The following is a 12,259-nucleotide window of genomic DNA, read 5'->3' on the forward strand; positions in this document are numbered from 1 at the left end:
TGACCTTTCAGGAGGCGGGGAGAGATGACAGCACGGTCCTACACGGTGGCTTTTCAGGGCGTCGAGGCCCGCCAGGTCGAGGTGCAATGCGCCGTCGCCCCCGGATTGCCTGCTTTCTCGGTAGTTGGCCTGCCGGACAAGGCGGTCCAGGAAGCGCGCGAAAGGGTGAGGGCAGCCTTTGCGGCGATGTCCATCGCCCTGCCCTCGCGCCGGATCACCATAAATCTGTCGCCCGCGGATCTGCCCAAAGAAGGCAGCCATTTCGACCTGCCGATTGCGCTCGCCTTGCTGGCCGCTATCGGCATCGTCCCGGCGGAAAAGGCTGAGGAAACCATTGCCCTTGGCGAGCTGTCTTTGGACGGCCAGTTGATGCCCGTGGTTGGCGCCCTGCCCGCAGCTGTGACCGCGGCAGAGGAAGGCCGGATGCTGCTCTGCCCGAAACATTCCGGGCCGGAAGCCGCCTGGGTCGATGCCGCGCAGGTGATCGGGGCCGCCACGCTGACGGAGGTGGTGCAGCACTTCACCGGCCAGCGGCGCATCGAGCCTGCCGTGCCGGGCGAGGCCGTCCTCGGGCTGGGCGGCAAGGACCTGCGCGATGTGAAAGGCCAGGAGACCGCCAAACGCGCGCTGGAAATCGCCGCCGCCGGGCGCCATCATGTGCTGATGGTTGGCCCGCCGGGTTCGGGTAAGTCGATGCTGGCGGCACGGCTGCCCTCGATCCTGCCGCCGCTGTCCCCAGCCGAGGCGCTGGAAACCTCGATGATCCACTCCCTATGCGGGCTGATCGACGAGGGCGGCATCAGCCGCGCCCGCCCTTTCCGCGAACCGCACCACACCGCCTCCATGGCCGCAATCGCCGGCGGCGGGCGGCGGGCGCAACCGGGCGAGATCAGCCTGGCCCACAACGGCGTGCTGTTCCTGGACGAGCTGCCGGAGTTCGGCCGCCCGGTGCTGGAAACCCTGCGCCAGCCGCTGGAAACCGGCGAAGTGATGGTGGCGCGCGCCAATGCCCATGTGAAATACCCCAGCCGCTTCATGCTGGTGGCCGCCGCCAACCCCTGCAAATGCGGCTATCTGGCCGATGCCAACCGCGCCTGCTCCCAAGCCCCCATTTGCGGGGCGAACTACCTGGGCCGGATTTCAGGGCCGCTGCTGGACCGTTTCGACCTGCATCTGGACGTGCCGCCGGTGGATGTGGCCGACCTGGAGCTGCCGCCCAGCGCCGAAGGTTCTGCCGAGGTTGCGCAGCGCGTGGCAATTGCGCGGGAAGCGCAGACCGCCCGGTTTCAGGACCACCCCGGCCTGCGCCAGAACGCCGACGCCGAGGGCGCGGTCCTGGAAGAAATTGCCGCCCCTGACGCCGAAAGCCGCGATCTGCTGGTCCGGGCAGCCGAACGTTTCGGCCTCAGTGCGCGCGGCTACCACAGGGTGCTGCGGGTCGCGCGTACGATTGCGGATCTGGCCTGCGAAGAAGCGGTGCAGCGCCCTCATTTTGCTGAGGCGCTGAGCTTCCGGCTGCCGGGATGACCCGGAGCCGGAGCAGACGTCAGACCTTCGCTTCGATCGCCCGCCAGACCTTCTCAGCGATATTCACGCCGTCGAACCGCTCCAGCTCCTGAATCCCGGTGGGTGAGGTCACGTTGATCTCGGTCAGGTAGTCGCCAATAACGTCAATACCGACAAAAATCTGGCCCTTTTCGCGCAGCAGCGGGCCGATGGCGGCGCAGATCTCAAGGTCTCGCTCGCTCAGGCCGATCTTCTCAGGCCGGCCGCCCACATGCATGTTCGACCGGGTCTCTCCCGCTGCCGGCACCCGGTTGATGGCTCCCACCGGCTCGCCATCAACCAGGATCACCCGCTTGTCGCCATTGCTGACATCCGGCAGGAATTTCTGCACGATCAGAGGCTCGCGGCTGAAGCCGGTGAACAGCTCATGCAGGGAGGTGAGGTTGCGGTCGTTTGCATCCAGCCGGAACACACCCGCGCCGCCGTTGCCATAGAGCGGCTTCAGGATCACATCGCCATGCTTTTCCTTGAACGCCTTGATGGTCTGCAGGTCGCGGGCGATGGTTGTGGGCGGAGTCAGCTCCGGGAAGTTCAGCACCAGCAGCTTTTCCGGATAGTTGCGCACCCAGAACGGATCGTTCACCACCAGCGCTTTGCCTTTCAGCATGTCCAGCAGGTGGGTCGAGGTGATGTAGTGCATGTCAAACGGCGGGTCCTGGCGCAGCCAGACCACGTCGAATTCCGCTAAATCAACTTCGCGTCCGGGCCCCAGAACCGCCGGGGCGCCCTCCACCCGCTGCACGGTCATGTCGTGGCCGCGGGCGGTGATGCGGCCTTCCTGGTAGGCCAGCTGGTCGGGGCCGTAATAAAACAGCTCATGGCCGCGCGCCTGCGCTTCCTCGGCCAGGCGGAAGCTGCTGTCGGCGTTGATGTTCACGCCCATGACCGGGTCCATCTGGAAGGCGATTTTCATGGCAGTATCCCTCGTAAGCTGCCCGAATACATGGCCCACAGAACGCCAGGGTTCAATGGGGCAGCTGCGGATCAGTCAAAGCCGATGGCGTTTTCGATAATCTCCACCGCGCCCGTGCCATCCACCAGCGCCGCGTCGAAACGGACCGGCGTCAGCTGGCCTAGCGGTTCGTTTTCCAGATACTGTCCGGCACTGGCATAGATGCGTTCCGCCTGCCGCGGTGTGATCCGCAGCGCCGCGCCGGCGCAGGTTGCGCTGTGTTTCACCTCGACAAACACCAGCCCGTCCGGACCGCGCAGGATCAGGTCAATCTCGCCTCCAGCCCCGCGCCAGCGGCGCTCGGCCACGGAGTAGCCGCGGTTTTCATAGTGGCGCGCGACGATCTCCTCCGCCGCTTCACCGGCCAGATGCGCGCGGGCGCCGCGGTGCTGGCGGGCACGGCTCACGGCTCAGCTGTCCTTCGCCATCTTCAACGCCATCTGGTAAACCTTTCGCCGGGGCAGCCCGTGCATCTCGGCGACGATTCCTGCGGCATCCTTGACCGAATTGCCCTGCAATGCGGCCTGCAGGTCGCTTTCAAGGTCGCCCTCGCTGACCTCAACCTCCTGCGCGCGGTCAACCAGCAGCACGATCTCGCCCTTGACCGGCGTCTCCTCCAGCCCGGCAGCCAATTCCGTCAGCGGTGCACGTCGCACCTCCTCAAATTTCTTGGTCAGCTCACGGCACAGCGCGGCAGGTCGGTCGCCCAGCACCGCCGCCATATCGGCAACCGAAGCGGCAACCCGCTTGGGCGATTCATAGAAAATCAGCGTGCCGGGGATTTCCCGCAACTCCTCCAGCCGCTTGAGCCGGGCGCCGGAGGCATTGGGCAGGAAGCCTGCAAAGAAGAACGCATCCGTCGGCAGCCCGGCAAGCGTCAGCGCCGTCGCTGCCGCCGAGGCGCCGGGGGCGCAGGTGACCGTATGGCCTGCCTCCGCCGCCGCGCGGCTGAGGTCAAACCCGGGATCGGCAATCAGCGGCATCCCGGCCTCAGACGCATAGGCGACCGACTTCCCTTCGCCAATCGCCTCCAGCAATTTTGCCCGCGCACCGGTGCCGCTGTGGTCATGGTAAGCAATGATCCGCCGCCCGCCCAAAGGCACCCCGTGAATCTCCATCAGCTTGCGCAGCGAGCGTGTATCCTCAGCCGCAAGCACATCGGCCGAAGCCAGCACATCCAGCGCCCGCAGGGTAATGTCGCGGGCGGTGCCAATCGGCGTGGCAACAAAGTAAAGCCCGGGGGACAATATGACATTCTGGTGATTCAACGCTGGACCCGCCTTTTTGGTCGTTTATGATCCGCCCTTAAACCCACGCGGCGCATTGCGCCGGGAGAACGGAGTTTCAAGTCCATTATGTTTGCTGTTTTCAAACGCGCCCGCAAGGCGGCTCTGACTGCCGCCGCCGCCCTTTCCGCCATTGCCCTTTCCGCCTGTGACCCGATTGCCGTCGGCACCGGCCCGACCATCAACACCTCTAAACCCGTTCCGGTGGCGCTGCTGGTGCCGCGCGGTTCTGCCCAGCAAGGCGACAGCGTGCTGGCAAAAAGCCTGGAAAACGCCGCCCGCATGGCGATTGCGGACCTGGATGGGGTGCAAATCGACCTGCGGGTTTATGATACCGCGGGCAGCCCCGAGGTGGCCTCCGGCGCGGCGCAGCAGGCGCTGAAGGACGGGGCCCGCGTGATCCTTGGCCCGGTTTATGCCGAAGCCGCCAATGCCGCAGGCATTGCAGCCCGCCAGCGTGGCGTGAACGTGCTCGCCTTCTCCAACAACACGGCAATTGCAGGCGGCAACGTCTTCATCCTGGGGCCGACCTTTGACAACACGGCCCAGCGGCTGACCAGCTTCGCCGCCCGCAACGGCAAGCGCAACATTCTGGTCGTTGGCGGCAATGATGCCGCAGGCACCGCCGGGCGCAGCGCGATCCAGCGCGCCGCAGGCAACAGCGGCGTGAACATCGCCGGCAGCGTCGGCTACGAGCTGTCGCAGCAGGGAGTGATCAATGCCATTCCGACTATCCGGTCCCAATCGGCCGGCGCAGATGCCGTCTTCCTGACCTCCACCACCGCAGGCGCGCTGCCGCTGCTGGCGCAATTGCTGCCTGAGGCCGGTGTTGACCCGGCAGAAAAACAGTACATCGGTCTGACCCGCTGGGATATTCCGCCGCAAACCCTGGCCCTGCCCGGTGTTCAGGGCGGCTGGTTCGCGCTGCCGGACCAGGGAAAGGTTCAGCAGTTCAGCGCCCGCTACCAGGCCACTTACGGCGCCTCGCCGCATTCGATCGGCAGCCTGGCCTATGACGGCATCGCCGCCATCGGCGCCCTGGTTGCGGCCGGCAAATCCGACGCGCTGACCGCGGGTGCCCTGACCCAGGGCGCGGGCTTCCAGGGCGCAGGCGGCATCTTCCGGCTGCGGCCCGACGGCACCAACGAACGCGGGCTGGCAGTGGCCACCATTCAGGAACAGAAGGTCGTGATCATTGACCCAGCCCCAAGCAGCTTCGCAGGCGCAGGCTTCTAAAGCCCCCGCCGCTCAGTCGCAGCCCGCGGGCACAGGCCTGCCGGAACCGCTGGGTCCGCTGATCTGCGGACCCGCGGACATCTTTGATGCCATCGGCATCCGGGCGCAGATCAAGGCGCTGGCAGAGGACACTGCACCCGCGGCCCTGCGCGGGGAAACAGTGAAAATCCTGAAGGCCGCAAACAAGGCTGGCCGCGCGGTCATTGCCGAAGCCTTCGCGGACAAACCCTTTGCCGCGCGCGAACTCACCCGTTCCTACACTTTCCTGACCGACGGGCTGGTGACCACAGCGCTCTATGTGGCCAGCGAGCTGCTGCATCCGCTGGCGACCCCGACCCGGGGCGAACGGATCGCCGTGATGGCGGTTGGCGGCTACGGCCGGGGGGAAATGGCGCCGGCCTCTGATGTCGATCTGCTGTTTCTAACTCCCTACAAGATCACCGCCTGGGCGGAGAGCGTGATTGAATCCATGCTCTACATCCTGTGGGATCTGCGGCTCAAAGTTGGCCACGCCAGCCGCACCATCAAGGACTGCATCCGCCTGGGCGGCGAGGATTACACCATTCGCACTGCGATGCTGGAACACCGGCTTCTGGCCGGCCATGCGCCGCTGGCTAAAGAGCTGGACAAGCGCCTGAAAAAGGAGCTGTTCTCCCAGGATGCACCGGAGTTTGTCGAGGCAAAGCTGGCCGAACGCGACGCCCGCCATCTGAAGCAGGGCCAGCGCTACATGGTTGAGCCCAACGTGAAAGAGGGCAAGGGCGGCCTGCGCGACCTGCAGTCGCTGTTCTGGATTGCCAAATACCTCTACCAGGTTAAGGATGCCGAAGATCTAGTGCCGCTGGGCCTGTTCCGCCCGGAGGAGATGGAATTGTTCGCCAAGGCGGCAACCTTCCTGTGGGCGGTGCGGTCACACCTGCATCTGGCAACGGGGCGCGCCACCGAACAGCTGACCTTTGACCTGCAGGTCGAGGTGGCCAGCCGCATGGGTTACGAGGACAAGGCGGGCCGCCGCGGCGTCGAAGTTTTCATGCAAGAGTATTTCCGCCACGCCACCCGCGTCGGCGACCTGACCCGCATCTTCCTGACCAAGCTGGAGGCCAGCCAGCAAAAGAACGCACCGCTCCTGGAGCGGATTTTCCGCCGCCGCCCGCGTATCAAGCCCGGCTACAAGGTGGTGAACAACCGGCTGGACGTGATCGACCCCAAGGCCTTCCTCGAAGACCGGCTCAACCTCTTGCGGCTGTTCGAGGAAGCCCTGCGCACCGGCATGCTGATCCACCCGGACGCGATGCGGCTGGTGACCGCCAACCTGCACCTGATCGACGACGGCATGCGCAACGACAAGGAAGCGCGGAAGCTCTTCCTGGACCTGCTGCTGAAACACGGCAATTCCGAACGCGCGCTCAGGCGGATGAACGAACTGGGGGTGCTGTCAGCATTCCTGCCGGAATTCGAACCCATCGTGGCGATGATGCAATTCAACATGTATCACTCCTACACGGTGGATGAGCACACCATTCAGGTGATCGCCAACTTTGCCGCCATTGAACGCGGCGAATTGGAAGACGAGCTGCCGCTGTCGTCGGAAATCCTGCGCAAGGGTCTCAACCGCAAGGTGCTGATGGTGGCGATGCTGCTGCACGACATCGGCAAGGGGCGTGAGCAGGACCATTCGATCCTGGGCGCGCAGATCGCCCGCAAGGTCGCACCGCGGCTAGGATTGAAGCCTTCGGAATGCGAAACCGTGGAATGGCTGGTGCGCTATCACCTTCTAATGTCCGACATGGCGCAGAAGCGCGACATCGCCGACCCGCGCACGGTGCGCGATTTCGCCAAGGCAGTGCAGACAGTGAAACGGCTCGACCTGCTGCTGTTGCTGACCGTCTGCGATATCCGCGGCGTCGGTCCGGACACCTGGAACAACTGGAAGGCGGCGCTGCTGCGCGCGCTCTACGGCCAGACCCGCGCGGCGCTGGAGGGCGGCATGGAGGCCCTGAACCGCGAACACCGCGGCGTCTCCGCCAAGAAGGCCCTGCGCGAGGCGCTGCCGGACTGGTCCAAGGCCGATCTCAAGACCGAAACCGCCCGCCACTATCCGCCATACTGGCACGGGCTTCATGTGACCGCCCATGTGGATTTTGCCGAGATGCTGCGCGATTACACCGCCAAGGGCGACCCGGGCGAGGTGATGATCCGGCTCTACCCGGATGAGGACCGCGATGCCACCCGCGCCTGTTTCGTGATGGAGGACCACCCTGGCATCTTCGCCCGCATCGCCGGCGCCCTGGCGCTGGTCGGGGCCAATGTGGTTGATGCGCGCTCCTACACCACCAAGGACGGCTATGTGACCGATGCCTTTTGGATTCAGGACAGCGAAGGCCACCCCTTCGATCCGATCCGCCTGCACCGGCTCAAGCAGATGATCGAAAAGACCCTGAAGGGCGAGGTGATCACCCGCGATGCCCTGAAATCCCGCGACAAGATCAAGAAGCGCGAACGCGCCTTCAAGGTGCCGACCCATATCACTTTCGATAACGAAGGCTCGGAAATCTACACCATCATCGAGGTCGATACCCGTGACCGGCCCGGCCTGCTCTATGACCTCGCCCGCACCCTGGCCTCCGCCAATGTCTATATTGCCAATGCGGTGATTGCGACCTATGGCGAGCAGGTGGTGGATGCCTTCTATGTCAAGGACATGTTCGGCTTGAAATACTACGCGGACTCCAAGCAGCGGACGCTGGAAAAGAAACTGCGCGCGGCGATTGCCGAGGGTGCAAAACGGGCGGATACATGAAACCGATCAAATTGCTGTCGGGCTTCCTGACCGTTGGGTTCTGGACGCTGGCAAGCCGTGTGCTGGGCTTTGCCCGCGAAATCCTGATTGCCGCCTTCATCGGTCCGGGGCCGGTGCTGGACGCTTTCATCGTCGCTTTCCGCCTGCCCAACCTGTTCCGCCGCTTCTTCGCCGAGGGTGCTTTCAACGCAGCCTTTGTGCCGGCATTTTCGAAACGCTACGAGGCGGATGAGAACGCAACCGCCTTTGCCCAGCAAGCCTTCAACCTCCTGGCGGCAGCGGTGCTGGCACTGGTCGGTCTTGGCATGGTGTTCATGCCGGGACTGGTCTGGCTGACGGCAGGCGGCTTCGTGGGCGATGCACGGTTCGATATGGCCGTGGGATACGGCTACATCGTCTTTCCCTACATCCTGTTTATGTCTTTGGCGGCACTGTTTTCTGGCGTGCTGAACGCCACCGGACGGTTTGCGGCTGCCGCCGCTGCGCCGGTGCTGCTCAATATCTTTGCCTGCTCTGCGATGGCAGCCGGGGCGGTCCTGGGCGGCGATGTGATTGTCTGGCTGGTCTGGACAATCCCGGTTGCCGGCGTGGCCCAGCTGGCACTCGTCTGGGCCGCGGCTGAAAAGGCCGGCATCCCTCTGCGCCCCGGCCTGCCGCGCTGGAATGCTGATATGCGTGCCCTGGTGCGTGTGGCGGTTCCGGCCGCGCTGGCCATGGGAGTCACTCAGATCAACCTGGTTGTCGGGCAGTATGTGGCCTCGGACATTGAAAAGGCCGCCAGCTGGCTGTTCATTGCCGACCGCCTGTATCAGCTGCCGTTGGGGGTCGTGGGCATCGCCGTCGGCATCGTTCTGCTGCCAGCCCTGTCCCGCCGCCTGCGCGCCGGTGACAGCGCCGGGTCCCAGGACGCCCTGTCCCGCGCCGGAGAGTTTTCACTGCTGCTGGCAGTTCCTTCGGCTGTTGCCTTCATGACCGTGCCAGTTCCGCTGGTCTCCGTTCTGTATGAGCGGGGTGCAACCGGCCCCGAAGACGTCGCGGCGATTGCCGTGGCCGTCGCCATCTATGGCGCTGGCCTGCCGGCCTTCATGCTGCAAAAGGTGCTGCAGCCGCTCTATTTCGCACGCGAGGACACCAGAACCCCGTTCCGCTACGCGCTGGTGGCGATGGCCGTGAACGCCGCTCTGGCCTTTGGCCTGAAACCGGTGCTGGGCTGGATCGCGCCTGCCATTGCCGCCTCTGCCGCCGGCTGGGTGATGGTGGCATTGCTGGCGCTCGGCGCCCGCGGCATGGGAGACGAAGCCCGTTTCGACGCCCGCTTCCGCCACCGCGCCTGGCGTATTCTTGCGGCCTCGGCAGCGATGGGCGCGGTGCTCTATGCCGTGGCCGCCTCCGCCGGCTGGCTGTTCACGCTGGACTACTGGCGCTACCTGTCGCTGCTGGGCCTGGTTGTCCTGGGCGGCGCGGTCTACTTCGCCACGGGTCAGGCCATCGGCGCCTTCCGCCTGTCGGAGTTCCGCAGCGCCCTCAGCCGGCGGAAACAGGCATGAGCCGCCTCTCCTGCGCCGCCGGCACCGTGCTGTTCCGCCCCGGGCAAGACTGCCCGGGCTTTGTCCGCCTCACCTCCGGCCGCATCAAGGTCACCCTGACGGCCGCCAACGGGCGTGAAGTCGTGCTGTACCGCGTAGGCCCCGGTGATGTCTGCCTGCAGACTTTTGCCTGCCTCACCGACGGCCGCAGCTATGCCGCGGAGGGCGTGGCCGAGACCGCACTGGAGGGTGAGGTGATCCCGCATGCCGCTTTCCGTCTGGCGATGTCGGAGGACGGAGTGTTCCGCAGCGATGTTCTGACAGCCGTTGCCCGCCGCTTTGCCGATTACGAACAGCTGGTGGAGGACGTCGCGCTCACCGGATTTGACGCACGGCTTGCCCGCGCGCTTCTGCGTCTGGCACAGACAGGCGACGATATCCGCATCACCCATGACGCGCTGGCGGCCGAAACCGCCTCCGGCCGTGCCTTTGTCAGCCGCCGGCTGCGCGAGTTTGCCCGCCTCGGCCTGGTGGAAACACAGCGCGGCCACCTGCGGGTCCTGGACCGCACCGGGCTGGAGCGGGTGGCTCAGGATGAAACTTGAGCTTTGGTGACACTGTCACCGACAGCCAGTGCCGCCGCGGTCTAAAATAGGCTCAGAATTTCCAACCTGAGTTCGAAAGGACCACGCAATGCCCCGTAACGAAGGCACCCTCGACCGCGCCCTGCGCATCATTCTTGGCCTGATCCTGCTGTCGCTGGTGTTCATCGGCCCGCAAACCCTGTGGGGCCTTATTGGCCTGGTGCCGCTGGCGACCGGCCTGATGGGTTACTGCCCGCTCTATCAGATGATCGGCCTCAGCACCTGCCCGCTGAAAAAGCAGGGCTGACCTTTCCGGCAAACCCCGGATCAGGTGCGGCTTGTCCGCCGCGCGTCAGCGCGGCCCGGCCCAAGGGCTGGCGATGCCCCGGCAGGGGCGTCACCAGCGGGCGGGAGCAACCCGGCTTCAATCGTGGCGGATGCGGTTCCTGATCCTCGCCCAGCCGCCCGGCGCCAGGAAAAACGACAGGCCAAAGCCGGTGGCAAAACCTGCCAGATCCGCCACCCAGTCCTTCTGGCCGCCAAAAAGCAAACCAAACAGCAGCTGCGCCCCCATCAGAAAGGCGATCAGCGAAAACGCCCGACTCTGCTGCGCCCCGACCGACGCCAGCGAGCGCCACAGCAGAAACGTGAACGCCCCGATCAGCCCGTAAACCGCCGGAAACCCGCCCACCAGCGGTACCGGTGAGCTGACCAGCAGCGCATAGCCCAGCGCGCCGCCGGCACCGGACAGCAGGAAGATGATAACCATCGCCAGATCGCCCATCACCTCACCCACCATCTTGCCCATCGCCAGCACAAAAACGCAGACGAACAGCGCGTGGGTAAAGGCGCCATGCACGAAAATATAGGACAGGAACCGCATCAGATGCTCCGGCACCCAGCGCCCGCTTTCCTGCATCCACCAGAAGATATCGCTGGAAAACGCATAGGACTGCACCGCCTCCAGCCGCCAGCCGATCGCCTCCGGGCCGCCGATGATGCCGCGCGCACCCAGCGAAAACACCGCCTCGATGCCGATGACGATCAGCACCAGCGCCACCACGGCGGCGGGCAGCGGGTTGACGGGGGCATTATGGGGCTGGCTGCTCATTCTGGCTCCTTGCGGCACGGATTTCCCCGCGCCTGTTGACCTATCCTGGCCCCATGGGTAAGCGACGATGGTGCATAATTCCAGACGGGAGTTTCCGCGATGAGCGAAACCAGCTTCACCCCGCGCGTGTTTTCGGGGATCCAGCCTTCGGGCAACCTGCACTTGGGGAATTACCTCGGTGCATTGAAGCGCTTCGTCGACTGGCAGGCCAAGGACGTTGAGACCATTTACTGCATGGTCGACCTGCATGCGATCACCGTCTGGCAGGATCCTGCGGATCTCAAGAAATCCACCCGCGAGCTCTGCGCCGGTTTCATCGCCGCGGGCATCGACCCCGAGGATTCGATCCTGATCAACCAGTCCCAGGTGCCCGAGCACGCGCAGCTGGCCTGGGTGTTCAACTGCGTCGCCCGCATGGGCTGGATGCAGCGGATGACCCAGTGGAAAGACAAGGCGGGCAAGAACCAGCAGAACGCCTCGCTGGGCCTGTTTGCCTACCCGGCCCTGATGGCCGCCGACATCCTGGTCTACCACGCCACCCATGTGCCGGTGGGCGAGGACCAGAAGCAGCACCTGGAGCTGACCCGCGACATCGCGATCAAGTTCAACCACGACTACGGCGTCAACTTCTTCCCGGAGACAGAGCCGGTGATCGAAGGCGCGGCCACCCGCGTCATGTCCCTGCGTGACGGCTCCAAGAAGATGTCGAAATCCGATCCCTCGGATGCCAGCCGCATCAACCTGACCGATGATACCGACGCCATCGCCAAGAAAATCCGCAAGGCCAAAACCGACCCCGAGGCGCTGCCCTCTGAAGTCAAAGGCCTGGAAGACCGCCCCGAGGCCCGCAACCTTGTGAACATCTACGCGGCCCTGAACGAGCAGACCGTGGAGCAGGTTCTGGCTGATGTGGGCGGCCGCCAATTCTCGGAATTCAAACCGATGCTGGCGGATCTTGCGGTTTCCAAGCTGGCGCCGATCTCCACTGAGATGGCACGGCTGATGCAGCAGCAGGACGAGATCGACAAGATCCTGGCCCGCGGCGCCGAACGCGCCCGCGCGATCACCGCACCGATCCTGCGCCAGACTTATGACATCATCGGCATGGTGCCTCCGCCGGCGATCTAACGCCCACCACGGCATCCGCCAGCGGAAAACAGCCTGATCCAAGCCGCCCCAGCCCGGGGCGGCTTTTCTT

Annotated in this window: 11 protein-coding genes; 7 read left to right on the plus strand and 4 right to left on the minus strand. The window is 64.9% G+C overall.

The annotated features are described in order from the left end of the window. Positions 1-24: 24 nt before the first annotated feature. Positions 25-1,527, plus strand: a complete 1,503-nt coding sequence (locus tag GC1_RS18255) for a YifB family Mg chelatase-like AAA ATPase (RefSeq protein WP_019297705.1) — start codon at positions 25-27, stop codon at positions 1,525-1,527. 19 nt (positions 1,528-1,546) lie between these two features. Here GC1_RS18255 and gshB read toward each other — a convergent pair whose 3' ends face one another. The 3 genes from gshB to rsmI all read right to left on the minus strand — a co-directional run bounded on the left by gshB (position 1,547) and on the right by rsmI (position 3,786). Then, complete coding sequence (gene gshB / locus GC1_RS18260) at positions 1,547-2,479, minus strand: glutathione synthase (protein ID WP_019297704.1); 933 nt, start codon at positions 2,477-2,479, stop codon at positions 1,547-1,549. A gap of 71 nt (positions 2,480-2,550) precedes the next feature. Continuing rightward, positions 2,551-2,925 carry a YraN family protein gene (locus GC1_RS18265; RefSeq protein WP_019297703.1) on the minus strand — a complete coding sequence of 125 codons (375 nt, stop codon included), beginning with the start codon at positions 2,923-2,925 and terminating at the stop codon, positions 2,551-2,553. A gap of 3 nt (positions 2,926-2,928) precedes the next feature. Then, complete coding sequence (gene rsmI / locus GC1_RS18270; protein ID WP_019297702.1) at positions 2,929-3,786, minus strand: 16S rRNA (cytidine(1402)-2'-O)-methyltransferase; 858 nt, start codon at positions 3,784-3,786, stop codon at positions 2,929-2,931. A gap of 87 nt (positions 3,787-3,873) precedes the next feature. Between rsmI and GC1_RS18275 the strand changes: the two genes are divergently transcribed. The 5 genes from GC1_RS18275 (at position 3,874) to GC1_RS18295 (ending at position 10,257) form a co-directional block, all read left to right on the plus strand. Then, a complete protein-coding gene (locus GC1_RS18275; protein ID WP_019297701.1) occupies positions 3,874-5,040 on the plus strand; it encodes a penicillin-binding protein activator in 1,167 nt (388 codons plus the stop codon). A 58-nt stretch (positions 5,041-5,098) separates the two neighbouring features. After that, positions 5,099-7,840, plus strand: coding sequence for a [protein-PII] uridylyltransferase (locus GC1_RS18280; RefSeq protein ID WP_193386828.1), 2,742 nt, complete (start codon positions 5,099-5,101; stop codon positions 7,838-7,840). After that, positions 7,837-9,387: a murein biosynthesis integral membrane protein MurJ gene (murJ, locus tag GC1_RS18285; protein WP_019297699.1), complete on the plus strand. Its 1,551-nt coding sequence runs from the start codon at positions 7,837-7,839 to the stop codon at positions 9,385-9,387. The genes GC1_RS18280 and murJ overlap by 4 nt, the downstream gene beginning before the upstream one ends. Beyond that, the gene (locus GC1_RS18290; protein WP_019297698.1) at positions 9,384-9,971 is read left to right on the plus strand and encodes a Crp/Fnr family transcriptional regulator; all 588 of its coding nucleotides are present in this window, start codon (positions 9,384-9,386) and stop codon (positions 9,969-9,971) included. Before murJ ends, GC1_RS18290 begins: the two co-directional genes overlap by 4 nt. A gap of 88 nt (positions 9,972-10,059) precedes the next feature. Beyond that, the gene (locus GC1_RS18295) at positions 10,060-10,257 is read left to right on the plus strand and encodes a YgaP family membrane protein (RefSeq protein ID WP_019297697.1); all 198 of its coding nucleotides are present in this window, start codon (positions 10,060-10,062) and stop codon (positions 10,255-10,257) included. Between the two features lie 117 nt (positions 10,258-10,374). On the opposite strand, the gene GC1_RS18300 is transcribed toward GC1_RS18295, so the two are convergent. After that, positions 10,375-11,061 carry a rhomboid family intramembrane serine protease gene (locus tag GC1_RS18300; RefSeq protein WP_019297696.1) on the minus strand — a complete coding sequence of 229 codons (687 nt, stop codon included), beginning with the start codon at positions 11,059-11,061 and terminating at the stop codon, positions 10,375-10,377. Positions 11,062-11,160: 99 nt separating this feature from the next. On the opposite strand from GC1_RS18300, the gene trpS reads away from it, so the two are divergent. Then, positions 11,161-12,189 carry a tryptophan--tRNA ligase gene (gene trpS, locus GC1_RS18305; RefSeq protein WP_019297695.1) on the plus strand — a complete coding sequence of 343 codons (1,029 nt, stop codon included), beginning with the start codon at positions 11,161-11,163 and terminating at the stop codon, positions 12,187-12,189. The last annotated feature ends 70 nt before the right edge of the window (positions 12,190-12,259 follow it).

The sequence above is a fragment of the Leisingera sp. ANG1 genome, assembly GCF_000203975.2.
GTDB lineage: Bacteria > Pseudomonadota > Alphaproteobacteria > Rhodobacterales > Rhodobacteraceae > Leisingera.

Bases quoted from the DNA above. Each gene is read 5' to 3' on its own strand.
- GC1_RS18255 (WP_019297705.1), top strand. From the start codon at position 25: ATGACAGCACGGTCCTACACGGTGGCTTTTCAGGGCGTCGAGGCCCGC.
- gshB (WP_019297704.1), bottom strand. From the start codon at position 2,479: ATGAAAATCGCCTTCCAGATGGACCCGGTCATGGGCGTGAACATCAAC.
- GC1_RS18275 (WP_019297701.1), top strand. From the start codon at position 3,874: ATGTTTGCTGTTTTCAAACGCGCCCGCAAGGCGGCTCTGACTGCCGCC.
- murJ (WP_019297699.1), top strand. From the start codon at position 7,837: ATGAAACCGATCAAATTGCTGTCGGGCTTCCTGACCGTTGGGTTCTGG.
- GC1_RS18290 (WP_019297698.1), top strand. From the start codon at position 9,384: ATGAGCCGCCTCTCCTGCGCCGCCGGCACCGTGCTGTTCCGCCCCGGG.
- GC1_RS18295 (WP_019297697.1), top strand. From the start codon at position 10,060: ATGCCCCGTAACGAAGGCACCCTCGACCGCGCCCTGCGCATCATTCTT.
- GC1_RS18300 (WP_019297696.1), bottom strand. From the start codon at position 11,061: ATGAGCAGCCAGCCCCATAATGCCCCCGTCAACCCGCTGCCCGCCGCC.
- trpS (WP_019297695.1), top strand. From the start codon at position 11,161: ATGAGCGAAACCAGCTTCACCCCGCGCGTGTTTTCGGGGATCCAGCCT.